This window comes from Morganella psychrotolerans (genome assembly GCF_965118875.1).
Taxonomy (GTDB): Bacteria; Pseudomonadota; Gammaproteobacteria; order Enterobacterales; family Enterobacteriaceae; genus Morganella; species Morganella psychrotolerans_C.
The window spans coordinates 219,276-244,768 of record NZ_CBCPJD010000001.1; the positions used below are offsets into that span (position 1 = coordinate 219,276).

A 25,493-nucleotide genomic window follows, 5' to 3' on the forward strand; every position below is an offset into this window, starting at 1 on the left:
CTTGTTATGTTAATTTTTCAGAAATATCCACTATTTAATTAATTAGCCAATTGTTTGATCCAGGTCAATGTAGTGCGACCCTTGGTTCGCATTCTATGTGCATCTCTTGCAGCAATGTGAATCGCTACGGCCGGAAAAATATCACCGTCACCACCACGGATGAATCCGGTGAGGAAATGCCTCTGCGCGAGGAGAGAAAAGCCGGCTTGCTGAGCTTCGGAGGGATTGGTTTGAGCATCGGCAAACAGTCCCTGAAACAAACTACCGACAGCGGAAGTCAACTGTATAAAGGCAGCACGATGGGCGGACAGTTATTAGTGGATGATGTGTCCGGTTTTCCGGAGCGTGAGCCGGCGGGGGGTGTCAGGCTCATAAGGCAGCCTGCGCTGGTCAAGGGTTTTCAGGATAAAACAGAAAAGAAGTTGCCGGATATGACAGCGCCGCTGTCTGAAACATTGATGGGCCTGATAAGTCAGATAACGCAGAACCGTAATGTGCGGGCATTCCGTGATTTACCGCCACAGTCAAAAAAAGCCCCGTAAGCCGGGGCAAAAAATAACACCACAATCACAAGGAAATAATAAAACTCAACAGGGTACGGAATTAAGACATTAACTCTGTCTGCGGTGCTGCTCTGCGAGCAACTGATGCGGACCGGAGCGCCCGTTATTCATCATATCGCGGGAAACGGCGGCTCTTTCCTGCTGACTCATCTGTGAAAAGGGTGTCGACGTGCTGTTATTTGCGGTGGTATTTGCATTATCACCGGCAAGCTGGTTATGTTTATTACTGATAACCTGATGTTGTCCGGTACGTCCGTTATTCATCATGTCATGCGCGACAGCAGCCTGCTCATGTTCATTCATCTGTGAAAAACCGGTAATAGTATTTTCAGCCGTTTTTTGTTCAGCCGGTACTTTATTCTTGTGGTCACTGCTCATTACCTGGTGCGCACCGGAACGTCCGTTATTCATCATATCGTGCGCAACCACGGCTTTTTCATGCTCATTCATCTGACTGAAGCGGGTGGTATTTTGTGTGGCGGCAGTAGCTGCGCCGGAAAATACCATCATTAATGCAGCCGTGGTTATTACTTTTTTCATAATGCTTTTCATAATACATCTCCATGAAAGTTAGTTGGTATACTGTGTTCGATGGGATGATTATATAAAATAGGTTCTGTTGCAGGCGTGACGGAATAATGACATGTTTGTCAGACTATACCTTTATTCATTCAAACTGCGGGTTCGTTGGCGGAACGATACCCGGCGGGTCACATAGTTTACCTATGCTCCCCGGTGGTCGGAGCTTGCCGCCTTCCTGCATCTCGAATGACGTTGGGTATATACTCTTGTTTATTCAAACTACAGGTTCGTTGGCTGCACTCAGTCAGTAATAACAGGGAATGAAATAATAAACCGGGTGGAATCTTTATCAGATTCAGCCTGTATTTTACCGTGATGTGCGGTAACAATGGATTTGACAATCGCCAGCCCGATGCCGCTGCCTTCACCATTGCGCCGCCTTGCAGGGTCTACCCGGTACAACCGGTCAAACAGACGGGGGAGATGCTCCGCTGCAATCGGCGTTCCGGGATTTTTTACCATCAGCGTAATAAGATTATCTTCTTTTTTTATCGCTATAGTAATAGTGCCTTCCGGCGGAGTATAGCGGACAGCATTAGAGAGTAAATTATTAATAACACGGCGGATCATTACTGAATCACCATTAATATATGCCGGTTTCCCTGTCAGCATTAATGAAATGCCCTGCTCTTCGGCGACGATATCGTAATAATCAATCACCTTCATGGCTTCCGTGTTTAAATTCAGCCGTGATTGCTCCGGAATAAGCTGATTATTATCGGCCTGCGCCAGAAAAAGCATATCTGTCACCATTTTAGCCAGCCGGTGATATTCCTCCATACCAGAGTCAAGAATATCCTCCAGCTCTTTTGTGGTACGCGGCTGACTTAATGCAATTTCTGTCTGTGTCAGCAGATTGGTAATAGGCGTGCGTATTTCATGCGCAATATCCGCAGAGAAATTAGCCTGGCGGGTAAAGACATCTTCTATCCTGCCGAGCATATGATTAAACGAAATAACTAATTGTGCCAGTTCAATCGGCACATTTTCCGGATCTAACCGGACAGTTAAATCTTCAGAGGTAATATTTTTAATTTTATCGCTGACACTGCGCAGCGGCTGATGCCCGGTATAAACCGCAAATAATACAATGATGATAATCAGCAGACTGATGGCGGAAGCGGTCATCATTAAATTATGTTTCAGTTCATCAATGTAATGCAGATGGAAATTGATTGAGAGTGAAATTAATAAGGCATAGTGCGCACCCACCGGAGTGATGAGGATGCGGTAGGCGGTTGGGTCATTCTCTTTTTCCCAACGGAACACCCGGTCACCGTATGATTTCTGACTGAATGCCGGGGAAGCAATAATGGCATTAAAATCAGGACCTTTTTCTGAGCGGAACAGGATGTTATTGTTTTTATCAAGCAAGACCGCCGCAATATTCGGGTAATTATTCAGAACTGAACTCAGTGTACCGAGCCGCTGGGATTCTGATTCACTGTTGTCCTGAAGAATACTGTTGATAGTGGCACTGATTTGCCGCAGGTCACTGTCATCTTGTTGGGCAAAATGTTTCTCCACGGAATGAAGCATTATCCAGGTGAATGCGACAAAGGCGGTTACTGTTGCCAGGCTGATAAAAAAGGTCAGCCGGGTGGCAAGGGAAAAGGGACGGCAGGGCTTATTTTTTATCATCGGGGATCTCAAGGACATAACCGACACTGCGGATGGTATGAATCAGTTTCGGCTCAAAATCCTGATCAATTTTGGCGCGCAGACGTTTGACTGCCACATCAATCACATTGGTATCACTGTCAAAATTCATATCCCAGACCTGAGAGGCGATAAGGGCACGCGGCAGAACTTCCCCCTGATGGCGCAGAAAAAATTCCAGCAGTGAAAATTCTTTACTGGTCAGTGTGATACGCTCACCGCTGCGGGTTACTTTGCGTGACACGCGATCCATCATCAGGTCAGCGATCCGGAATTCACTTTCGGCAATAATCGCGGTTCCCCTGCGCAGCAGGGTTCTGACCCGTGCTAATAATTCAGCAAATGCAAAGGGTTTGACCAGATAGTCATCCGCACCCAGCTCAAGACCTTTGACGCGGTGCTCAATAGTGCCGAGTGCGGAGAGTAGTAACACCGGCATGCCTTTATTTGCGGCTCTGAGCATACGGATGATTTCCCAGCCGTTGACATCCGGCAGCATAATATCCAGCACAATCAGGTCATAATCAGCCGTCAGTGCCAGATGATACCCGGTCAGACCATTATCGGTCAGATCGACAATAAAACCGGCCTCTGACAATCCTTTTTTCAGGTATTCGCCAGTTTTGCTTTCATCTTCAATGATTAAAATTTTCACACTTGTTCCTGTTCAGTGAAGTATATCAGCCATTTTAATGCGCAAAATCATGAGATCAACGTCCGTTACCTAAAATGACAATTTCGTCATTTTTCTGTCACTCAGTAAACAGAATCACCCCGGTACACTGCGGCTATTATGTTAATAACCGGCGGACCGGACAGTATGCGGATTTTAAAATATATCTCACTGAGCACCTTTTTTGTTCTGACCGGCTGCGCTTCGTTTGCGCCGGATTATCAGCGTCCGGCGCTCCCTGTTCCTCAGCAATTTTCCCTTGCGCAGAACGGGCTGGTCAGCACCGGTGATTACAGCGTTCCGGGCTGGCGTCAGTTTTTTGCCAATCCTGCCGCCACGGCATTGATTGAACAGACACTGCGCACGAATGCCGATTTAAAAACAGCAATACTCAATGTCCGCGAAGCGCGCGAGAAATATGGTGTGACGAGGGCAGACCAATTACCGCAGGTAAACGGCAATCTCAGTGCCACGTCACAAGGCGGGTTTACAGGTGAAAAACGGACGGAAGACAGCTATGACACCGGATTTTCACTGAGCTTTGAGCCGGATTTCTGGGGACGGTTACAGAACCTGAGTGACGCTGATCAGCAAAACTTCCTTGCCACACAGGAAGCGCAGCGGACAGCGCAAATCCTGCTGATAAGCACAGCGATGCAGAGTTATTACCAGTATCACCTTGCCACAGAGCAGCTTGCTATCAGCCGTGAGAGCCTGAATTACTATAAGCAGTCTTACCGGTTTATTGAGCGCCGTCTGGTAACCGGGAACAGCAATGTGCTCGCGCTGGAGCAGGCACGGGGACAAACGGAAAGCGCACAGGCAGATATTGCCGCGCGTGAGGGAGAACTGAAACAGGCCGCCAATGCGTTGCAGCGGGTGTCCGGGGATTACCGCCCGTTATTACCGGCAAATCCGGCTGACGCACTGGTTTCCCCGGAAGTTAACTTACCGGTTAATCTCCGGTCAGATATTTTATTGCAACGCCCGGATATTACCGAAGCCGAACACCTTTTGCTGGCAGCGAATGCCAATATCGGCGCTGCCCGCGCGGCATTTTTCCCGTCTGTTTCGCTGACCGGCGAGATCTCCGGCAGCAGCAGTAACCTGGCTTCTGTACTCGACGCCGCTACCGGTATCTGGCGCTTCATCCCGAAAATCACTATTCCGGTATTTAACGGCGGGCGCAATAACGCCAATTTGGCGCTGGCGGAGATCCGACAGGAAAAAGCGGTGGTTATCTACGAGCAGCGCATTCAGAACGCCTTTAAAGAAGTCGCGGATGCACTGGTGCTGCGGGATAGTCTTGCACAACAGATAGCGGCACAGACTCGATACGCCGCATCACTGGACATCACATTGCAGCGCGCGCAGTTTCTTTTTGCCCGCGGGCAGAGCAGTTACCTCGATGTGCTGGATGCACAGCGGGCATTGCTGACCACGCGTCAAACCCTCGCCACACTGAAATATAACCAAAAAACAAATGAAATTACCCTGTTTGCCGCATTGGGCGGCGGATGGAAAGCCTGATCATCAACATTATACCCAACGTCATTCAAGATGCAGCCAATGAACCTGCGGTTTGAATGAATAAAAGTATATTAAAATAAGGATACTTATTATGCGTTTATCTCTCATCGTCACATTAGTAGCGGGCATGGCTGCATTCTCACTGCCTGCGTCTGCCAATGAATTACATCACAGTGCAGCTGCATCAGCATCTGCGGTATCGCCGCAGGTTACCAAAGCCGTCGGTACTGTCAGAGGCATTGATGCGGAGAATAAAAAAATCACGATAGATCATGATGCTATCGCATCACTCGGCTGGCCCGCGATGCGGATGCGCTTTACCTATACAGAAGCTGCACCTCAATTTACGGATCTGAAAGAGGGTGACAAAGTCAGCTTCACATTCATTCAGCAGGAAAATATTTCCCTTCTTCAGTCAATTTCAGTCCGGTAATTCACCGGCTATTTCCGGGGGACGGACATGGCATCTGCAACATTAAAATACAGCGCGGTGATAATCAGCAGCCTGATTATCGGCGGTGCAGTGGCAATCGGGATCTCACCGTATTTCACTTTTGCACAGAGTGATACCGCCGTTCAGGCACCGGAGCGGAACGTCCTCTTTTGGTATGATCCGATGAAACCGGATACTAAATTTGATAAACCGGGAAAATCCCCGTTTATGGATATGGATCTGGTGCCAAAATATGCGGATGAAGAGGGTGGCGGAACAGGCAACGGCGTGCGGATAGACCCGGTTCAGCAGCAGAATCTCGGGTTAAAAACGGCACAGGTTCGCCGCGGAACGCTGGATTACACCCGCACATTTCCGGCAAATGTGATGTTTAATGATTATCAGTTTGTCATTGTCCAGGCGCGTGCGGGGGGATTTATTGAAAAAGTGTATCCGCTGACCACCGGTGACCGCGTGCGCAAAGGCATGCCGCTGATTGAAATCACAGTGCCGGAATGGGTGGAGGCGCAGAGTGAATATCTGCTGCTCAAGGAAACCGGCGGCACCGCAGTACAATTACGCGGCGTGCTGGAGCGACTGCGCCTGGCAGGAATGCCGGAAAATCATATCCGGCAGTTGCAGCAAAAACGGGAAATTCAGACCCGGTTTACGATAACTGCGCCGATTGACGGTGTTCTGACCGCGTTTGATCTGAAAACCGGGATGAATATCGGCAAAGAAAATATCGTTGCCAAAATTCAGGGGATTGATCCCATCTGGCTGAGCGTCGCGGTGCCGGAATCTCTCGCGTATCTGCTGGATAAACAGGCAGATTTGCGCCTTTCGGTCCCGTCTCAGCCGGATAAAACCTTCAACATTACCCGGCGCGACCTGCTGGCGGGGGCGGACCCGGTCAGTCGCACACTTCAGTTGCGTTTACAGGTTGAAAATCCGGAGGAATTACTCAAGCCCGGCATGAATGCGTATCTCACATTAACGGCAAAGAGTGGCGATATGCTGCTTATTCCGTCGCGGGCGGTGATTGATACAGGAAGTGAACAACGGGTGATAACCCTGGATGAAAACGGGAAGTTTGTACCGAAAAAAATTACGGTTCTGCGTGATTCACAGGGTGACACCGGGATCGGCAATGAACTGAGTGAAGGGGAGAAAGTGGTGGTTAACGGACTGTTTCTGATTGATTCCGAAGCCAATATTAATGGTGCGCTGGAGCGGATGCGTGATACTGACCCGCACTCAGAACATCAGGGAGGCGGTCATGATTGAATGGATTATCCGGCGCTCAGTCGCCAACCGCTTTCTGGTGATGTTTGGTGTGCTGTTTCTGACCTTATGGGGCGTGTGGACGATCGCCAAAACCCCGGTTGATGCACTGCCTGATCTGTCTGATGTGCAGGTTATTATCAAAACTACGTATCCGGGACAAGCGCCGCAACTGGTTGAAAATCAGGTAACCTATCCGCTGACAACCACCATGCTGTCAGTTCCCGGGGCAAAAACAGTCCGCGGATTCTCACAGTTTGGCGCCTCTTATGTCTATGTCATTTTTGAAGACGGAACCGACCTTTATTGGGCGCGTTCCCGTGTGCTGGAATATCTTAATCAGATTCAGGGTAAACTGCCTGCCGGTGTCAGTGCGGAAATAGGACCGGATGCCACTGGTATCGGCTGGATTTTTGAATATGCGCTGGTTGACCGCAGCGGAAAACAAGATCTGGCTGATTTACGTGCATTGCAGGATTGGTTCCTGAAATATGAGTTGAAGACGATTCCGAACGTGGCGGAAGTCGCGTCTGTCGGCGGCGTGGTAAAACAGTACCAGATTGTGGTGGATCCGCAGAAACTGGCGCAGTACGGCATCAGCCTTGCAACGGTGAAGCAGCAGCTTTCCGCTTCAAACCAGGAAGCAGGGGGATCCTCACTTGAACTGGCAGAAGCGGAATATATGGTGCGGGCAACCGGTTATCTGCAATCTGTGGATGATTTTAATCAGATAGTCCTGAAGACGGACGCGAATGGTGTGCCGGTGTACCTGCGTGATGTGGCAACCGTGCAGATAGGGCCGGAAATGCGCCGTGGCATAGCCGAGCTTGATGGTGAAGGTGAAGTCGCGGGCGGGATAGTGATTTTGCGCTCCGGTGAAAACGCCCGCGACGTTATTTCAGCGGTCAAAGCCAGGCTTGAAGCACTGAAAAGCAGTCTGCCGGAAGGCGTTGAAATCGTCACGACTTATGATCGCAGCCAGTTGATTGACCGTGCCATTGAAAATCTGACCTTTAAACTGCTTGAAGAGTTTCTGGTGGTTGCCGTGGTGTGTGCATTGTTCTTGTGGCATCTGCGCTCTGCGCTGGTGGCAATTATTTCATTGCCGCTGGGGTTATTTATCGCGTTTATCGTCATGCATTTCCAGGGGCTTAATGCCAACATTATGTCGCTGGGAGGAATAGCCATTGCCGTCGGCGCGATGGTGGATGCAGCGATTGTTATGATAGAAAATGCGCACAAACGCCTGGAAGAGTGGGGACATCAGCATCCCGATAAATCTCTTGATAATAAAACGCGCTGGCAGGTAATCACGGAAGCCTCTGTTGAAGTGGGTCCTGCGTTATTTATCAGCCTGCTGATTATTACATTATCATTTATTCCTATCTTTACCCTGGAAGGTCAGGAAGGGCGGCTGTTCGGACCTCTGGCATTTACCAAAACCTATGCAATGGCAGGGGCTGCCGCGCTGGCGATTTTTGTTATCCCTATCCTGATGGGCTATTGGATACGCGGTAAAATTCCGGCTGAAAACAAGAATCCGCTGAACCGTTTTTTGATCCGCATTTATCATCCGTTATTACTGAAAGTGCTGCACCGTCCGAAACTGACACTGCTGGTGGCTGTGTTGACACTCTTTTCTGTGATCTGGCCGCTCAGCCGGATAGGCGGGGAGTTTTTACCGAAAATTAATGAGGGTGACCTGCTGTATATGCCGTCCACATTGCCGGGTGTCTCTCCTGCACAGGCAACTGCGCTGTTACAGACTACTGATAAATTGATCCGCACTGTGCCTGAAGTGGCAACGGTATTTGGCAAAGCAGGAAAAGCCGAAACCGCGACGGACTCTGCGCCGCTGGAAATGATAGAAACAACCATTCAGCTGAAACCGCAGGAAGAATGGCGAGAAGGCATGACGCTGGATAAAATTATTGAGGAGCTGGATGCAACCGTACGCCTGCCGGGATTAGCTAATCTGTGGGTTCCGCCTATTCGTAACCGCATTGATATGTTATCGACCGGGATAAAAAGCCCGATTGGTATTAAAGTCTCCGGTACGGTATTAGCGGACATTGATGCAACGGCGTCGGATATTGAAGTTGTTGCCAGAACGGTTCCCGGTGTTGTGTCGGCGCTTGCCGAGCGCCTTGAGGGCGGGCGTTATATTGATGTGGTGATAAATCGTGAAAAAGCAGCACGTTACGGTATGACCATCAGTGATGTTCAGTTGTTTGTATCATCCGCAACCGGCGGCGCGATGGTGGGGGAAACCGTGGAAGGTGTGGCGCGTTATCCGATAGGTCTGCGCTATCCGCAGGCGTTGCGCGACAGTCCGCAGGCGTTGCGTGAACTGCCTGTACTGACACCACAGAATCAGCAGATAACACTCGGCGATCTGGCGGATATACGCGTGGCGTCCGGTCCGTCTATGCTGAAAACAGAAAATGCACGTCCGGCAAGCTGGATCTATATCGATGCCCGCGGGCGGGATATGGTTTCTGTGGTGAATGATTTGCGTCAGGCTATTGAGAAGGACGTGAAACTCCGCCCGGGAACCAGTGTGTCATTCTCAGGTCAGTTTGAGCTGTTAGAGCGGGCAAATCAAAAACTAATGCTGATGGTGCCGATGACGCTGATGATTATTTTCATCCTGCTGTATCTCGCGTTCAGACGCTTTGATGAGGCACTGCTTATTTTGCTGAGTATGCCGTTTGCGTTGATCGGTGGTATCTGGTTCCTTTACTGGCAGGGGTTCCATCTGTCCGTTGCCACAGGTACCGGGTTTATCGCTCTGGCGGGCGTTGCGGCAGAGTTTGGCGTGGTGATGCTGATGTATCTGCGCCATGCCATAGAAGCGGACCCCAAACTGACTAACCCGGCGACATTTACCCGCGAAGGTCTGGATGATGCGCTCTACCACGGTGCGGTGCTGCGCGTCAGACCGAAAGCAATGACAGTGGCGGTGATTATTGCAGGCTTACTGCCGATATTGTGGGGAACGGGGTCAGGCTCTGAAGTGATGAGCCGGATAGCGGCACCGATGATTGGCGGCATGATAACCGCACCATTATTATCGATGTTTATTATTCCGGCCGCTTATAAACTGATCTGGCTGCATCGTCATAAAAACAAGTAACCAAATAAAAAATCATAACCAAAGAAAAATCCCCGGTATGACAGCCGGGGATTTACTATTTTGAATACCATAAAGCTAAAACGTTATTTTTTACTACGCTCACTGTTATCCTGCTCGACCTCAGCTTTCCATTCGCCGGTAATCGGTTTGGACTGTTGTTTGACTGAGACGGCTTTATTTACAGCTTCATAGGCTTTGTCGTAGCCTTTTTTATCCTGCATATAACCGGTGGCGTTAGAGCTTTTAATACCGATATTACCGGCTTCTGAAATAGCATCAATATTGGCACCCAGGAAAATAAAGTCCCATTTATCTTCTTTCTCCGCAGACTTAATCATCGCTTTAATTTTTGACTGGCTGTATTTCTGACTGCTGTTTTCTTCGCCATCAGTAATAATGACAAATAATACGTTGTTATTTTTCGTGATTTTGCGGGTTTCACGGGTTTTATCTATTGTCTGACCAACAGCATCCAATAATGCGGTATTACCGCCGACAGAATAATCCTCGGGTGTCAGGTTTTTAACTTTGCTGATAGGCTCGCGGTTATGTAATGTACTGCTCCCGTGATTAAATAACACTGTAGTGACATAAATATTTCCGCTTTTTTTCCGGTTTTCTGCCAGTACGGAGTTATAGCCGCCGATAGTATCCTGTTCAAATCCGGACATTGACCCACTTTTATCCAGAACAAAGACCAGGTCTAAATCTGCGGGCGCGGTTGTTTCAGATGGTGCCGGTTTGGTGTCAACTGCAGCGAATGTGGTGGCTGAAAATAAAAACAAAAGTGAGGCAAAAAGCGGACGGGTCAGTCTGAGCATAGGTATTCCTTATTCTGTTTTTTGGTGTGAGGCGAAGGTGGGAATACCCGTATTCTGGCGTGTACGAAAAATATTCAAAGCAGATTTATCTGATTAGACTCAACAGTTGCAGTGTACAGGAAAGAGGCTCTGTGGATTAACTCTGACGTGCAGGCTGTGCCATTGCTGATAATCATCAATTTTATCCTGTCACCAATACGTTTTCATGATATGGTTTTGCCTCAATTTTTCTGTTACCGGCGCTGCCGGTTGCACTCTTACCCTATTTCACAGTGAATGATTATGTCTTACCAATGCCCGCTTTGCCAACACCCGCTGGATCGCCGTTCAAACAGTTATTGTTGCGATAATAACCATCAGTTTGATCTCGCGAAAGAGGGATATATCAATCTGTTACCTGTTCAGTTTAAGCGCTCAAAAGAGCCGGGAGACAGTAAAGAGATGATGCAGGCACGCAGAGCGTTTCTGGATAATCATCATTATCGCCCGATGCGTGATCAGGTTATTGCGGCGTTTGAACAGTTTTTACCGGAACAGGTGCAAGCGGTTCTGGATATCGGCTGTGGCGAGGGGTATTACACCAGCGCGCTGACAGAAAGTCTTGCTGTGCGTGATGTCATGGTTTACGGGCTGGACGTGGCAAAAGTCGCGGTACGTTTTGGTGCAAAGCGGTATCCACAGGTAAATTTCAGTGTGGCGTCCAGTCAGCGGCTGCCGTTTGAAGATAACTCTCTGGAAGGTGTATTGCGTATTTATGCTCCCTGCAACCCGGATGAGTTAACACGCGTGGTGAAGCCGGGCGGGATTATTGTGACTGTCACACCGGGTCCGCGTCATTTATACCAGCTGAAATCCCTGATTTATACCGATGTGCATCTTCATCCTCTGAAAGAGGAATGTTTTCCGGGGTTCAGTCCGGTACAGGAATATCAGGTAGCGTATCCGATGGTATTGGAGGGTGCAGATGCAACCGCATTGCTCTCTATGACGCCGTTTGCCTGGAAAGCGGCAGAAACGGTGAAAAAACAACTGGCAGCAGAAACGGTATTTTCCTGTGAAACTGATTTTCTGATCCGGATTTACCGGCGTGATGTATAAATAAAATGACCCGCAACAGCGGGTCATCAGATTGCGTGCAAAGCAGAACGGATTAACCAATGTGCTCATACAAAATGGTGAATCCAATCAGGATCAGGACAACCCCGCCGGCAATCTCAGCACGTTTACCCAGCATAGGGCCGATATAGCGTCCCAAAATCATCCCGGTGGTGGCCATTATCATGGTCATCAGCCCGATAGCCATGGCGGTATGCACGATATTCACTTCAAGAAACGCCAGACCAACACCAATTGCCATGGCATCCAGGCTGGTGGCAACGGCAGTTGTGGCAAGGTGCATTGCGCTGTGACGCTGTGGTTTTTCGTGTTGGGCGCAGCAATCATCACCGGCAGTGATACTGTTGTAAATCATACGGGCGCCGAGAATAAATAACAGCGCAAACGCAATCCAGTGATCCCATTCGATAACATACTGACTGGCAAAAATACCGATTGTCCAGCCGATAAGTGGTGTGATGGCTTCAATGACACCAAAGATTAAACCGGTGCGCAGTGCTTCACGTAAGGGTGGTTTGTGCAAGGTAGCGCCTTTGCAAATAGCAACGGCGAAGGCATCCATAGAGAGGGCCAGGGCGAGGACGAGGGTGGCATAAAAACTCATAAACTCAGTCTCGGTCGGGTAGCTATCCATATACACACAATCCATCCCCGACCTCCGGTGAAATGTGTGTCTATGGTCTTGCCAACCGAAACGGCATCCGTACCACGCTGATATAATATCCAGCGAGCATGTTGACACGGATTTTCTGTTATTTACCTGAGAGGTGAATAATAGAACAGGCTACTCCCCAATGACGTGACCGGAAAGATATCACAGAAAATAAAAAAGGCAAGAATTGATATTCTGTTTTCAAAAGATGCTAATGAGAATGATTTTCATTCTTTTGCATTAAATAAGGAAATAATGACTAATGTTAATATTAGTCTTTATTTTTATAGGGGGATAAAAATAAAGGATAATTATTTATTATTAACCATGAAATTATAAATTTGTTGTAAATCATCAAGATGTGAAACCTTTATGTAGATCTTGCGATTTTCTAAACCCACAAGAAGAATACCGTCTTCAGATAAATTCATTGTTTTTATTCTGTCATATTTAATAAAGGCATTCGCATAAAAGAATCCGTCCTGCTTAAAATATAACTTGGGTGAACGAATAAAAGCCAGATAGATTGCAATGATAATACAGGCGGAAAGTAAATAGGTTGTTAATGCACTACCATGTCCGGTTATATTATTATAAATAACAATACCAATAAGAAAGATAAAAATAACGGCATCAGCACGGTGGTTACGCTTGAGTTTTACCCGTAACTGCGTTTTACCTTTCAGTGTATTGACGATAAATTCGTCATAGGCCGCAAACAGCAGCATCAGAATGATTACACACAGTAAAATGATATCGTTAATAGTCATGGTGGTTTCTTTTCCCCTGAAGTGGTAATAAAAAACGGGAGGTCGTCCTCCCGTTTAAACTAACATACTTTTTATACCCTTATTCATTCAAACTGCAGGTTCGTTGGCTGCGCTCAGCCCGCCGGGTCACATAGTTTACCTATGCTCCCCGGCGGTCGGAGCTTGCCGCCTGCCTGCACCCTGAATGACGTTGGGTATATCAGGGTATGATTTTTTTATCAATTACGGTGCCAGGAAACCGAAAACGTAACCCAGAATACCGAGCACAAAGAAACCGATAATAATCAGCAGCGCATTTACTTTGCGGCGCAGCAGCCACATACACCCGAAGGTAAGCAACAGTGGCATCAGACCCGGCATCAGCTGGTTAAGAATGGTCTGGACAGTGGTGACATCTATCTCGCCTGTGGTCGGGTTTTTAATCTCCGATACCACCAGCGGAATATTCACTTTTGTCCATTTGTTCACCAGCGCCCCCATGACAAAGAGGCCGAGAATAGAGGCACCTTCTGTCAGTTTCTGGAGGAAGCCGCCGCCCATATCCTGAACAATATCCAGTCCTTTTTTATAGCCGTACGTCACACCGTAATAACGGGTGGCAAGGCGGACGATATTGAACAGGAAGAAGAACAGCAGTGGCCCGAGCAGGCTGCCGGTCATGGCAATACCGGCACCGAGTGCGGCAAATACCGGACGCACGGTTCCCCAGAAAATAGGGTCACCCACACCGGCTAACGGTCCCATCAGACCGACTTTGATACCATTGATGGCACCATCGTCGATATCTGCACCATTGGCGCGCTGCTCTTCCATCGCACAGGTTACCCCGAGAATAGGGGCTGCCATATACGGATGCGTATTGAAGAATTCCATGTGGCGTTTGATAGCCTGACGGCGCTCGTCGTTATTTTCAGGATAAAGACGGCGGATAACCGGCACCATGGAGAAGGCGTAACCCATCGCCTGCATACGTTCAAAGTTCCACGACCCCTGAAACAGGTTTGAGCGGATGAACACACCACGGATATCGCTCTTTCTTAACTGTTTTTTTGCAGTTATGTTGCTTGTTGTATCAACCATGTTGTTCACCTTCTTAGTCTAACTCGTTATCGAGGTCGTTCTTGCCGGCAGCGACAACGACTTCCGATTTGTTGTATTTCGGACTGAGCTGGATATACAGCACAGCCATCACAGTCCCGATAACACCCAGGGCAACCAGGTTGAAGTCGGTGAATGCGGCAGTCACGAAGCCTAAGTAGAAGAATGGCATCAGGTAACCGGCACGCATCATGTTAATCACCATGGCGTAACCGACAACAACGATCATGCCTCCGGCGATATTCAGACCGTGAGTGACCCAGTCAGGAATTGAATCCAGCATTTCACGGACAACATCTGTCCCGACTGATACTGCAACGATAACCGCCGGAATAGCGATACGCATTGCCTGAAGCAACAGGGCGCCGACATGGATAAAGCCCAGCGCGGAGAGGTTCCCCTTATCTGCGGCACGGTCCCCCATGTGCTGGAAGGCGACAGTAATAGTACGGACGATAATCGTCAGAACCTGACCGGCGGCTGCCAGCGGAATAGCCAGTGCAATACCGGCACCGATATTTTGCCCGCCGGCAATAACCAGAATGGTGGAAATGATGGACGCCAGCGCCGCATCCGGTGCGACTGCCGCACCAATGTTCATCCAGCCCAGGGCGATCATTTCCAGCGTACCGCCGATCATTATCCCTGTTTTCATATCACCCAGTACAATCCCCATCAGCGTACAGGCGACCAGAGGGCGGTGAAACTGGAATTCATCGAGGATTGACCCCATACCTGCGACACAGGCAACGATGAAGACCAGGACGATTTGTACAACGGAAAGTTCCATTGTCTTTCTCCTTTAACCAATCATGTTGTGAAAAACAAATTTTGCATTGAGTAATGGGTCAAATTAACTTTCAGCTTTGCTGATTAAATCCATCATTTTTATTTTTGAATCGGTAGACACTTTGCGGGCTTCCAGCTCAATGTTCCGTTCATTTAAGGCCTTGAATGCAACGATATCGTCATTATCGATAGAAATTGCATTATTAACCTGTTTTTTACCTTCGTGGAATGCCATCCCGCCGATATTCACGGTCGTGATATTGACACCGCCTTCAACCAGACGCAGTACATCTGCCGGGTTAGTAAACAGCAGCATGCAACGCTCATTGGCGTATTTCGGGTTATTCCAGACACGGATCATTTTATCCACGTCAACGACGTGAGCAGTAACGCCCGGAGGTGCTACCTGCTTGAGTAATGTGGATCGGACAGTATCTTTTGCAACATCATCACTGACGACAATAATACGCTTCACATTCGTTTCTTTGGTCCAGCGTGTGGCAACCTGGCCGTGAATAAGACGGTCATCGATACGCGCGAGAGAAATAATCATGTGTCCGCCGGGACCGGCCGGTGCTGCAGGTTTTGCAACCGGTTTTGGCGCAGGTGCTGCTTTTGGTGCTTCCGCTTCCTGTGTTTTCAGGGCGCGAATACCTTCACGGCCGGTTTCGAGTGCGACAGCGACCAGTTCCTGCAATGACGGATTATCATCACGACACATAAAGGTCTCTACCAGCATCGGAACATTCACCCCTGTGACTATCTCATAATTACTGGTGCCGCCTGCCGCCTGATCCTGCTCAGTGACGATACGGTTTGCTGCGTTGAACGGGCTGCCGCCCCAGGTATCGACAAGGAATAATACCCCGTCAGTAGTTGATAAACCGGGCAGCTTTTCATTGTACTTGGCATACAGTGTGTCGGCATTTTCCCCCGGAACGAAGTCGATGAAGGAAACGTTCTCCTGTTCACCAATCAACATTTCAGTCGTGCGCAGTAATTGCTCCGCGGCTTTACCGTGGGTGCCAATCATAATGGCTATACTCACCTTTCTCCCCCTTAACATCAGCCAGGATGGTTTTTGTGTATTACACAGAATCTTTTATGGGTCAGGAAAAAACCGTAAGACTCCGGTGTAAAGATAGTCTCAGGCCCGTGATACCGCTAATTATTTACGTTTAAGCAGCGGTAATTAATTTCGGGGCGCTAATTAATTGTAAGACTACCATTTTATGATTATAAAAAAACTTGCTTTCCGTCAGAAAACAACAAAATCGAAACACGAAACATGTAAGTAAAGATGATAATTATGTTGAGTGAGTCATTTATCAGGTGAATGGCGGGATTATTTGGTATTTTATAGCGGGATGAGCTAGCGAAATTTACATACCATTAATATAATTACTTTAAATATTATAAATTTGAACGAAAAAACAGCAATGCTGATGCGCTTCAGGTAAAAAATATCCCTGCAATGTTGCAGGGATATTAATGTCTGAAAATTATGTTTTGCGGATCAGATCACAACATGGTCCGGTTCAGTCACACTGAACTTTAATCGCCAGGCCACCGCGCGATGTTTCGCGGTATTTGGCATTCATGTCTTTTCCGGTCTCATACATGGTTTCGATAACCTTATCGAGTGAGACACGCGGTGCACTCGTGCGGCGCAATGCCATCCGCGAGGCATTAATCGCTTTCACAGATGCAATCGCGTTACGCTCAATACACGGTACCTGAACTTGTCCGGCGACAGGGTCACAGGTTAATCCCAGGTTATGTTCCATGCCGATTTCAGCTGCGATACAGACCTGCTCCGGGCTGCCGCCGAGAATTTCAGTCAGTCCTGCGGCTGCCATTGAACAGGCGACACCGACTTCTCCCTGACAACCGACTTCTGCGCCTGAAATCGATGCATTCATTTTATACAGAATGCCGACTGCACCGCTGGCAAGGAAGTAACGGAGATAGATATCCGGGGTAACTTTTTCAATGCAACTGTCGTAGTAAGCCAGTACCGCAGGTACGATCCCGCAGGCGCCATTGGTCGGCGCTGTGACAACACGTCCGCCGGCGGCATTTTCTTCGTTGACCGCCAGTGCAAACATATTGACCAGGTCAATAACCTGCATCGGGTCATTTGACAGTTTACCGGTTGAATTAATCAGTCGGCTCAGTGCTGCCGCGCGGCGTGGTACACGCAACGGACCCGGCAGAATGCCTTCGGTTTCCAGACCATGCGCGATACAGTCGGTCATGGTTTTATAGATATCAGCAAAATACGCGTCAATGTCTGCTTTGGTGTGCAGATCCAGCTCATTTTTCATCATCAGAGAGGAGACAGACAGACCGGTTTCATGGCAGTGCTTCAGCAGCTCTTCAGCACTGGCGTACGGGTAGGATACCGGTGTTTCATTGGCGTTATCCTGACCAAAGTGTTCCGCATCGACGATAAAACCACCGCCGACGGAGTAATAGGTTTTGGTGTACAGTTCGTCGTTACCGGCAAATGCAGTAATGCTCATGCCGTTTTCATGCAGCGGCAGGTTACCGGTATGGAAATTCATTCCGCCTTCAAGCGGAAAATCAACGGTTTGCTGACCATTTGCCAGTGCCAGTTTTTCTGTTTCACTGACATTTGCGATAAAGCCCTGAATAGCATCAATATCCACGGTTGCCGGTAAGTTACCCGCCAGACCCATGATGATAGCGATATCAGTATGGTGACCTTTCCCTGTTAAGGAGAGTGAGCCGTAGACATCAACGGAAACGCGGGTTGCGCGTGAGATCAGTCCTTTTTCAACTAATTCATCAACAAACTGCTTCCCGGCTTTCATCGGCCCTACGGTGTGAGAGCTGGAAGGGCCAATGCCCACTTTAAACATGTCGAAAACGCTAATCACGTCAGACTCCTTAAAAAACAATGTAATAGTGATTTATTGTAAAGCGCGTTACTTTACTGTTTTTTGCTCACGCTAACGAAGCAGTTTATCGCATTTTTTACTGCGTAACAGCGTTTTCAGATAAAAAATAGGCATGGTTGATGAAAAAATACAGGGTAAAATAGTGTCAGAGTGTGAATTAGGTTACAAATTAATCATTTTTAACTTGCGTCGCCAGCCGATATAAAATACCCGCAGTCAGCCCCCAAATCATTCTTCCTTCATACAGACAAAAATACAGGCGGCGCTCCACAGTATTGCGTTTCATATCAATATAGCGGTAACGGCTTACATCAAGAGCGGCATCAAGCGGCAGCTCAAAGATATCAGCGACTTCCTGCGGGTTACTCCGCAAGACCAGTGAAGAGGGAACTATCCCGACTACCGGCGTCACACGAAAACCGGTCACACTGTCAACTGGTGCCATCTGCCCCAGCACCTGTACAGATTGCGGCGGGATGGCAATTTCTTCCTGAGCTTCGCGCAGGGCGGTGGCAACCGGGGAGGTATCACCGGGGTCAGCTGCGCCGCCGGGCAGGGAAATCTGGCCCGGATGGGATCGCAGCGAAGCGGCGCGCAGAGTCAGTAATATACCCGGCCGGGGTTTGTCCGTGATCGGCAGCAAAACAGCCGCATGACGATCACGCTGTCCTGTGATTTCCGCCTCTTCCGGGCGGATTAACTGAAAACGGGGAATAAACTGTGCCAGTGAATTCATGGGTTATTTCTCCGGCAGAACAGGTAAGATCCGCCCCAGTTTATCAAATGTTTCCTGATATTCATCCGCGGCACGACTGTCTGCCACAATACCGCCGCCGGCTTTGCAGTAAAGCCGGTTATCCTCGGCAATCAGGGTACGGATAGCAATATTGGTGTCCATTGTCCCGCAGAAACTAATATAGCCGATTGACCCGCAATAGGCATGACGGCGGTAAGGCTCCAGCTCTTCAATAATTTCCATCGCACGAATTTTGGGCGCACCGGTAATTGATCCACCCGGAAAGCAGGCGCGCAGCAAATCAGTCGCATGGCATTGCGGCGGTAATTCTGCGGTAATGGTACTGACCAGATGATACACAGCCGGAAATGCCTCCACGGCAAACAGCGACGGCACACTGACAGAGCCCGGTCGTGCAACCCGTCCGATATCATTGCGCATCAGGTCAACAATCATCAGGTTCTCGGCACGGTCTTTTTCAGACGCCGAAAGAGCCTGTTTTTCTTTCTCATCAGCCTGTGGATCTTCCGGGTGGCGCGGACGGGTGCCTTTAATAGGACGCGTTTGCACTGTGCCGTCTTTCAGCCACAGGAAGCGCTCCGGTGAAACAGAGATAACCGCCGCATCCGCCAGGCGCAGAAACGCAGAGAACGGCGCTTTATTTTCTGCATTCAGCAAAAGAAACGCCTGCCATTCATCCCCTTCATAAGGGGCGGTAAAACGTTGAGCCAGATTCACCTGATAGCAGTCCCCGGCCTGCAGATACTCATGGATACGGGCGATTTTTTCATGATATTCCGCTTCACTCATATCTGACTGCCAACCACCGGTCAGTGCAAACGGAACAGCCTGCGCGGGGGCTGCATCCCGTTGAGCCTGTAGCCATGCAAGACGCGCAGCGGGATCGTCATAAGTAATCAGCGTGGCACAGCGGCGATGGTTGTCCACAATGATCGCCCAGTCATACAAACCAACTGCCATATCCGGAATTTTCAGCTCATTGCGTGCCAGTGACGGCAGGGATTCTGTGCGGCGCCCGAGGTCATATCCCCACAACCCGAGTGCGCCTCCCATAAACGGATAATCATCCTGCGGGCAGGGAGAAAACCCGCACTGCGCCAGGGCATCGTCAAGTAATTGGAACGGATCACTTTTCTGACAGACACACTGACTCCGGTTATCTTCAGTAACGGTATCATCTCCCCGGGTGGTCAGGATCATTACAGGGTCGGCTGTCAGAATATCAAAACGGTTATGCTGATGCTGAGCATCACCCGAGTGCAGCAGCACAGCCTGTGGCAGATGAGCCAGCGGCGCGAACAGGGTGACGGCAAGTCCGGGATGGTAATCAAGCGGTGTCAGTACAGGTATTGAATGTTGTGTCATGGTTTGGTCTGTCAGTAAACGAATTCTCAGGAAAACATCGCACTATCTTAACTGAAAACGGGCAGATGCGTGCGGCGGTCTTTGTGAGTATAATGCGTTTTTTGCCGATATGTTACAGAAGGTAATTATGTCCAGTGGTATTCCCGTATTAAATCACGAAGAACAACAGGCAGCAGTTGAACGTATCCATGCGCTGATGCAGGACGGCATGAGCAGTGGCGAGGCTATTGCACTGGTTGCGGCAGAATTACGCGAACAGCATCAGGGCGGGGAACAGGTCAGTGTGCTGTTTGATGAAGATGATGCTGATGACTATGTCACAGATGATAATGCAACAGATGGTTATTCAACAGATAACTACGACGCAGAATCTGATGACTATGATGATGACAGCGACGACAACGGTCGGTAACAAATATCTAACAAATGTCACAATTTCCTGATAATAAATATGTTAATGTCACATGTATAAGATTTAAGTGAAATTTTATACCCAACGTCATTCAGGATGCAGCCAATGAACCTGTGGTTTGAATGAATAAGGGTATATAGGACAACATTTAATCTCAGACAGAGATAAAAACAGGAGGTTTTATGAACGTAATCAATCTGTGTACCCGCATCGGATTATCAGGTGCCGGTATACTGCTGGCGTTTACGGTAAGTGCGCAGACACCGGTAAAAATGGTTGTTGAAAATCAGCGCATGGTGACATTTCCGACGTGTGATTCACTGACAAAAGATCAGGTTGCAGCACAGGTTAAGTATGACTTTGTGCAAAACCGCTATACCCGCTGGCAGGATGATAAAGCACTGCTGGGCAGCAAACCGGTTGCGTGGGTGAATACCGCTGACGTGACTGAAAAAGACGGCAATTACAGTGTGCCACTGACAGTGCGTGGCTCGAAAAAACAGCTCAGTTATATTGTCGATATTAATTGTGCTGCACAAACAATGACATACGGCCTGCCAAAGTAGCAGGTAGCCCAAATAGCAAATATTAGTGCAGATATACTCTAAAAGAGTATATCCCCAACGTCATTCAGGATGCCGGAAGGCGACAAGGGAAGACAGACGGGGAGCATACATCAGTATGTGACCCGGCTGGCTGAGCGCAGCTAACGAACCTGCAGTTTGAATGAATAAGGTTATATCCCCAACGTCATTCAGAATGCAGGCAGGCGACAAGAGAAGATAGACGGGGAGCATACATCAGTATGTGACCCGGCTGGCTGAGTGCAGCCAACGAACCTGCAGTTTGAATGAATAAGGGTATCAGAGGGCGCGTTGAGGCGGGCCCTTATCGCTTACTATTCGGCTCATACGGCAGGCGGGAGAAATGCATACTCCGCGCACGGTAGAATACCAGGCGTTCAGCAAAATACGGACGCAGTATTTCAGGTTGCGTCTGTTGTACCTGTTCTGCAATCACCGGCATATTATAGCGCTCTTTAAATGCTACGCCGGATGCCGCCAGATCCACATTAATTTTGTCCATTTCTTCATGGCTGAGTGTTGCCAGATTATAACCCACAATGTGCTCCTGTTTTTGGTGAGTGTATGGTGAGGGTATAACGTTAATCGAGTTGCACCGGATCTGCAAGAGCGGACGTTTTTGCCGGAAAATATCCTGAAATAATACGGCGGCCGAACCGGCAGAAAGAGAATGCGATTTATTCTGATTATCTTTACAAAATCATTTTATTTTCAATATGTTGTGAATATATTAAATAGCGCTTTTCTTCCCTGTGGGAGTGTGCATAATGACCGCAGATGATGAAATAAACGACCGCACAGGAGTTTGCTATGTTAAAACCGGATATGATTAAACAACTGAATGCCCAGCTGAATCTGGAATTCTATTCTTCAAACTTATATTTACAGATGAGTGCATGGTGCGCGGATAAAGGCTACGAAGGCGCTGCGGCGTTCCTGAAAGCTCATGCTGCCGAAGAAATGGAGCATATGCACCGCCTGTTTAATTACCTCAGTGACACCGGCGCACTGCCGCTGCTGGGAACGGTTCAGGCGCCGCCGTCAGAATTCAAATCTGTCAGTGAAATTTTTGAGCAGACCCTGGAACATGAAAAATTAATCACACAGGAAATTAACAAACTGGCTCATGTTGCGCTGACGTCACAAGATTATTCCACCTTTAACTTCCTGCAATGGTATGTGTCTGAGCAGCATGAAGAAGAGAAATTATTCAAATCTGTTCTGGATAAATTCGCAATGGTGGGTGACAGCGGAAAATCACTGTTCCTGCTGGATAAAGATTTGGCACGTATGGCCGTTGAGCCGTCAGCCTGCTGATTTGTTTATCATTCAGGATGCAGCCAACGAACCTGCAGGTTGAATGAATAAGAGTATAACCACACAATTATCATAATTAACTGATAACTGTGTGGTTTTTATTTGTGGCACTGATCACAAAAAAAACGCTTTTTGTTTTGATGATTTCCGCAAGACTGCCGGTTACGCTAGTATGTTCCTCATAATTACATCACCTGCAAAAAAATGAGGCATACCATTATGTTAACCACCCTGACCGCGCAATGGCGCAAACTCTCTGCAATTGTTGTTCTGTTTGTCGGTTTATCCGGCCAACAGGCGCTGGCTCATGCACATATTAAAGCACTTGAACCGGCGGCGGATACATCAGTTGCGAAAGCACCTGAGCATATTGCACTGGATTTCTCCGAAGGAATCGAACTGAAATTCAGTAAAATCAGTGTAAAAGATGCGCAAAATAACGCCGTTGCCACCGGTAAGCTGGCTCTGAACGAACACAATGACACTCAGCTTATTCTGCCGTTGCCGGAAACCCTGCCTGCGGGTCTGTACCATGTTGACTGGAAAGTGGTTTCTGTTGATGGTCATAAAACCAACGGTAACTATCAGTTTACTGTGAAATAACAGCGCAATGACTCTGACACCTGAAGCGTTGCTGGTTATCTGCCGCTTCATTCATTTTGTCTCTCTTATGCTGTCAGCCGGATGCGGTCTTTTTTCGGTACTACCGGCATCTGATCGCGTTGCGGTGCTGTTGCGTGCGCGGTTACATAATACGGCCTGTGCGGCAGTGGTTTTCACTGCTCTGACAACCGTATTATGGCTGCTGCTTCAGGGCGCACTGATGGGGGATGGCTGGGCTGATATGCGGGATCCGGATATTATCCTTGCTGTGCTTTCTACGGCGTTCGGGGAGGTCTGGCGCTGGCAACTGGTGTTTGCTGCCATTCTGACAGCAGGATTGTTTTTACCGTCAGGACGAAAACAGAGTTTTCTGTTTCTGCTGTGTGCCGCCGTGATGTTGTCACTGCATGCCTTTACCGGGCACGGGGTACTCCACAGCGGCTGGGCAGGGCGGTTTCATCAGATAACACAGGTTATTCATCTGCTGAGCGCGGCATACTGGTTCGGCGGTTTGTGGCCGTTTCTGGTCTGCCTGCTGATACTTCTGCGCCGTGCTTCCCTTGCCGATGGTTTACCGAAAGAAGTGACTGCCACACTGATCCGGTTTTCAAATTGGGGGCATGTTGCGGTTTTTCTGGTGCTGGCGACCGGACTTATCAGTACGGTGTTGTTACTACCGGACTGGCCACATTTCAGCGGCAGTGATTATCAGGCACTGCTGTGGCTGAAAATCTCCCTGGTACTGATTATGGTGGTACTGGCAGTGATTAACCGCTATATCATTGTCCCGAAAATAGCACAATCAGGGCGCTTTCGCCTGTTGATGATTAACTGCTGGGTTGAGATAATTCTCGGCACACTTGCCATTTTAATGGTGGCAATTTTTGCAACCTACCAGCCTGCGTGATAAGCGGGCTGCATACCGGCAGACAGATGAGACATAATATAATGAAAGCACTGACGTTAATTCCCCTTTTACTTGTTGGTGCGGCGCAGGCCGCACCACTGAAGACCATCAGTAAATTTCAGTTTGGTGAAAACTGGCCCTTTACCCGGGAAGAAGTCATGATCAATTGCCGTGAAGGCCATGCGCTGTGGGTCATCAATCCGTCGACGCTGATGTCTTATCCGCTCAATGATGTGGCAGCCGAGCAGGCGAAGTCGCAAAAAATAAAGGTGACAGATCTCTCCGTTATTGTATTAAAGCGGCCGGATGATGCGGAAAAACAGATGGATATTACCCCTGTCATTGAAGCTGCTGAGGCACTGTGCGGTGAAAAATAACCGATATTATACCTTTATTCATTCAACCTGCAGGTTCGTTGGCGGCGTGAAGCCAGCCTGCATCCTGAATGACGTTGGGTATTAGTTATGAAATTTAACGATTAATATCAGGTTATTAATTAATCCACTGAAATATAAGCTATTTAAATTAGATACATGTTAATGATTTGATAAACAAATACATTGTATATGTAAATAAATCAGCTAATCTTAATTATGTAGGTTGTAAGATATTTTCAATGGCAATTTTAGCGCATGGCTCGCTGAGAGCCTTTTTCCCTGGACCGGATAGCGGACTTTATCCGGTCTCTTTTTTATACCCGTTATACTTCAGAATGCCCGGGTGTTGACTGTGCTCAGCCCGCCGGGTCATATAGTTTATCCGTATCCCCTGTCTGTCTTCTCTTGCGGTCTGCCTGCGTCCTGAATTATGTAGTGCATATAATGCACTTTTCCCGCTTTTTTCCTTAATTACGAAAGGATTTGTAATATTCCTATAGGGTCGCCCCGTAATTTGATATAAATTAACCATTATCTTAGCTGGTATATTAATCCGTAATATAGTGTGGTACATGAATAAAATTGCGTTTTATCAGGATTTGACCCGCCGTTTAACCTCGCTTATCAGCGATGAAAAAGATGTGATAGCGACACTGTCTAATGTCAGTGCCGTGCTTTTTGACGAGCTGGATAACGTAAACTGGGCGGGATTTTATCTTTTACAGGGTGAAACTCTGGTATTAGGTCCCTTTCAGGGAAAAGTGGCGTGTGTCCGTATTCCTGTCGGACGGGGAGTCTGCGGAACGGCGGTGTCCGAAGCCCGGGTAATCCGTGTACAGGATGTGCACGATTTTGCCGGCCATATCGCGTGTGATTCAGCCAGTAAATCAGAAATTGTGTTACCTCTGTGTGTAAATAATCTGATTATTGGTGTATTGGATATCGACAGCCCGATTTTTAATCGTTTTGATAATAATGATGAAATTGGCCTTAAAGCCTTGAATGACGCGCTCTGCGCACATCTGGCAACGTGCGTTATGCCAAAATATCGTGAAATGATCGCAAGTTAGGCTCACAGGAGCATAGCATTTGTCTGCAACACTATTATAATGTCGCCTGTTCATGCCTACTGGTTGGCAAA

Annotated in this window: 26 protein-coding genes and 1 riboswitch; of the genes, 13 read left to right on the forward strand and 13 right to left on the reverse strand. The window is 48.2% G+C overall.

The genetic code is table 11. The annotated features are described in order from the left end of the window. Positions 1-116: 116 nt before the first annotated feature. Entirely contained in the window at positions 117-542 is a 426-nt protein-coding gene (locus ACMHKJ_RS01030; protein WP_413491628.1) for a hypothetical protein, read from the forward strand. A gap of 69 nt (positions 543-611) precedes the next feature. Here the strand turns inward: ACMHKJ_RS01030 and ACMHKJ_RS01035 are convergent, their stop codons facing one another. The 3 genes from ACMHKJ_RS01035 to ACMHKJ_RS01045 all read right to left on the reverse strand — a co-directional run bounded on the left by ACMHKJ_RS01035 (position 612) and on the right by ACMHKJ_RS01045 (position 3,459). Further along, positions 612-1,115 carry a copper-binding protein gene (locus ACMHKJ_RS01035; RefSeq protein WP_413491629.1) on the reverse strand — a complete coding sequence of 168 codons (504 nt, stop codon included), beginning with the start codon at positions 1,113-1,115 and terminating at the stop codon, positions 612-614. Between the two features lie 270 nt (positions 1,116-1,385). Then, positions 1,386-2,786, reverse strand: a complete 1,401-nt coding sequence (locus tag ACMHKJ_RS01040) for a Cu(+)/Ag(+) sensor histidine kinase (protein WP_413491630.1) — start codon at positions 2,784-2,786, stop codon at positions 1,386-1,388. Continuing rightward, the gene (locus ACMHKJ_RS01045; RefSeq protein WP_413491631.1) at positions 2,773-3,459 is read right to left on the reverse strand and encodes a copper/silver response regulator transcription factor; all 687 of its coding nucleotides are present in this window, start codon (positions 3,457-3,459) and stop codon (positions 2,773-2,775) included. The genes ACMHKJ_RS01040 and ACMHKJ_RS01045 overlap by 14 nt, the downstream gene beginning before the upstream one ends. 165 nt (positions 3,460-3,624) lie before the next feature. Between ACMHKJ_RS01045 and ACMHKJ_RS01050 the strand changes: the two genes are divergently transcribed. The 4 genes from ACMHKJ_RS01050 (at position 3,625) to ACMHKJ_RS01065 (ending at position 9,860) form a co-directional block, all read left to right on the forward strand. Then, positions 3,625-5,007: a Cu(I)/Ag(I) efflux RND transporter outer membrane protein gene (locus ACMHKJ_RS01050; protein WP_413491632.1), complete on the forward strand. Its 1,383-nt coding sequence runs from the start codon at positions 3,625-3,627 to the stop codon at positions 5,005-5,007. A gap of 91 nt (positions 5,008-5,098) precedes the next feature. Further along, the gene (locus ACMHKJ_RS01055) at positions 5,099-5,440 is read left to right on the forward strand and encodes a copper-binding protein (RefSeq protein ID WP_413491633.1); all 342 of its coding nucleotides are present in this window, start codon (positions 5,099-5,101) and stop codon (positions 5,438-5,440) included. Positions 5,441-5,467: 27 nt separating this feature from the next. Then, positions 5,468-6,727 (forward strand): efflux RND transporter periplasmic adaptor subunit, encoded by a 1,260-nt coding sequence (locus ACMHKJ_RS01060; RefSeq protein WP_413491634.1) that lies wholly within the window; start codon positions 5,468-5,470, stop codon positions 6,725-6,727. Next, a complete protein-coding gene (locus ACMHKJ_RS01065) occupies positions 6,720-9,860 on the forward strand; it encodes a CusA/CzcA family heavy metal efflux RND transporter (protein WP_413491635.1) in 3,141 nt (1,046 codons plus the stop codon). The genes ACMHKJ_RS01060 and ACMHKJ_RS01065 overlap by 8 nt, the downstream gene beginning before the upstream one ends. An 83-nt stretch (positions 9,861-9,943) precedes the next feature. Here the strand turns inward: ACMHKJ_RS01065 and ACMHKJ_RS01070 are convergent, their stop codons facing one another. Continuing rightward, entirely contained in the window at positions 9,944-10,681 is a 738-nt protein-coding gene (locus tag ACMHKJ_RS01070; RefSeq protein WP_413491636.1) for a vWA domain-containing protein, read from the reverse strand. Between the two features lie 282 nt (positions 10,682-10,963). On the opposite strand from ACMHKJ_RS01070, the gene rlmA reads away from it, so the two are divergent. Then, positions 10,964-11,779 carry a 23S rRNA (guanine(745)-N(1))-methyltransferase gene (gene rlmA / locus ACMHKJ_RS01075; RefSeq protein ID WP_413491637.1) on the forward strand — a complete coding sequence of 272 codons (816 nt, stop codon included), beginning with the start codon at positions 10,964-10,966 and terminating at the stop codon, positions 11,777-11,779. A 52-nt stretch (positions 11,780-11,831) separates the two neighbouring features. Here the strand turns inward: rlmA and mntP are convergent, their stop codons facing one another. The 8 genes from mntP to pabB all read right to left on the reverse strand — a co-directional run bounded on the left by mntP (position 11,832) and on the right by pabB (position 20,152). Continuing rightward, positions 11,832-12,401: a manganese efflux pump MntP gene (mntP, locus tag ACMHKJ_RS01080; RefSeq protein ID WP_413492093.1), complete on the reverse strand. Its 570-nt coding sequence runs from the start codon at positions 12,399-12,401 to the stop codon at positions 11,832-11,834. Positions 12,402-12,407: 6 nt separating this feature from the next. Next, a riboswitch (yybP-ykoY riboswitch) is annotated at positions 12,408-12,604 on the reverse strand. Between the two features lie 156 nt (positions 12,605-12,760). Next, the gene (locus tag ACMHKJ_RS01085) at positions 12,761-13,219 is read right to left on the reverse strand and encodes a DUF986 family protein (protein WP_413491638.1); all 459 of its coding nucleotides are present in this window, start codon (positions 13,217-13,219) and stop codon (positions 12,761-12,763) included. Positions 13,220-13,441: 222 nt separating this feature from the next. Beyond that, the gene (locus ACMHKJ_RS01090; protein ID WP_067362881.1) at positions 13,442-14,299 is read right to left on the reverse strand and encodes a PTS mannose transporter subunit IID; all 858 of its coding nucleotides are present in this window, start codon (positions 14,297-14,299) and stop codon (positions 13,442-13,444) included. 13 nt (positions 14,300-14,312) lie between these two features. Further along, a complete protein-coding gene (locus ACMHKJ_RS01095; protein ID WP_067362879.1) occupies positions 14,313-15,107 on the reverse strand; it encodes a PTS mannose/fructose/sorbose transporter subunit IIC in 795 nt (264 codons plus the stop codon). 63 nt (positions 15,108-15,170) lie between these two features. Next, the gene (manX, locus tag ACMHKJ_RS01100) at positions 15,171-16,154 is read right to left on the reverse strand and encodes a PTS mannose transporter subunit IIAB (protein WP_413491639.1); all 984 of its coding nucleotides are present in this window, start codon (positions 16,152-16,154) and stop codon (positions 15,171-15,173) included. 490 nt (positions 16,155-16,644) lie between these two features. Then, positions 16,645-18,009, reverse strand: a complete 1,365-nt coding sequence (locus ACMHKJ_RS01105; RefSeq protein WP_413491640.1) for an L-serine ammonia-lyase — start codon at positions 18,007-18,009, stop codon at positions 16,645-16,647. Positions 18,010-18,199: 190 nt separating this feature from the next. Then, a complete protein-coding gene (locus ACMHKJ_RS01110) occupies positions 18,200-18,766 on the reverse strand; it encodes a CoA pyrophosphatase (protein WP_067362870.1) in 567 nt (188 codons plus the stop codon). Positions 18,767-18,769: 3 nt separating this feature from the next. Continuing rightward, complete coding sequence (gene pabB / locus ACMHKJ_RS01115) at positions 18,770-20,152, reverse strand: aminodeoxychorismate synthase component 1 (protein WP_413491641.1); 1,383 nt, start codon at positions 20,150-20,152, stop codon at positions 18,770-18,772. Positions 20,153-20,279: 127 nt separating this feature from the next. On the opposite strand from pabB, the gene ACMHKJ_RS01120 reads away from it, so the two are divergent. Both ACMHKJ_RS01120 and yebF read left to right on the forward strand, forming a co-directional pair. Then, a complete protein-coding gene (locus ACMHKJ_RS01120) occupies positions 20,280-20,564 on the forward strand; it encodes a YoaH family protein (RefSeq protein WP_413491642.1) in 285 nt (94 codons plus the stop codon). Positions 20,565-20,746: 182 nt separating this feature from the next. Further along, positions 20,747-21,130, forward strand: coding sequence for a protein YebF (yebF, locus tag ACMHKJ_RS01125; protein WP_413491643.1), 384 nt, complete (start codon positions 20,747-20,749; stop codon positions 21,128-21,130). Between the two features lie 322 nt (positions 21,131-21,452). Here the strand turns inward: yebF and ACMHKJ_RS01130 are convergent, their stop codons facing one another. Continuing rightward, the gene (locus ACMHKJ_RS01130; RefSeq protein ID WP_413491644.1) at positions 21,453-21,686 is read right to left on the reverse strand and encodes a DNA polymerase III subunit theta; all 234 of its coding nucleotides are present in this window, start codon (positions 21,684-21,686) and stop codon (positions 21,453-21,455) included. Positions 21,687-21,958: 272 nt separating this feature from the next. Here ACMHKJ_RS01130 and ftnA point away from each other — a divergent pair, with 272 nt between their 5' ends. From ftnA to ACMHKJ_RS01155, 5 genes are all read left to right on the forward strand, one after another. Continuing rightward, positions 21,959-22,465 carry a non-heme ferritin gene (ftnA, locus tag ACMHKJ_RS01135; protein ID WP_413491645.1) on the forward strand — a complete coding sequence of 169 codons (507 nt, stop codon included), beginning with the start codon at positions 21,959-21,961 and terminating at the stop codon, positions 22,463-22,465. Positions 22,466-22,681: 216 nt separating this feature from the next. Further along, entirely contained in the window at positions 22,682-23,068 is a 387-nt protein-coding gene (gene copC / locus ACMHKJ_RS01140) for a copper homeostasis periplasmic binding protein CopC (protein ID WP_067364723.1), read from the forward strand. Positions 23,069-23,075: 7 nt separating this feature from the next. Continuing rightward, positions 23,076-23,975 carry a copper homeostasis membrane protein CopD gene (gene copD / locus ACMHKJ_RS01145; protein ID WP_413491647.1) on the forward strand — a complete coding sequence of 300 codons (900 nt, stop codon included), beginning with the start codon at positions 23,076-23,078 and terminating at the stop codon, positions 23,973-23,975. Between the two features lie 26 nt (positions 23,976-24,001). Next, positions 24,002-24,352 carry a YebY family protein gene (locus tag ACMHKJ_RS01150; RefSeq protein ID WP_413491648.1) on the forward strand — a complete coding sequence of 117 codons (351 nt, stop codon included), beginning with the start codon at positions 24,002-24,004 and terminating at the stop codon, positions 24,350-24,352. Between the two features lie 572 nt (positions 24,353-24,924). Continuing rightward, entirely contained in the window at positions 24,925-25,422 is a 498-nt protein-coding gene (locus ACMHKJ_RS01155; protein ID WP_413491649.1) for a GAF domain-containing protein, read from the forward strand. The last annotated feature ends 71 nt before the right edge of the window (positions 25,423-25,493 follow it).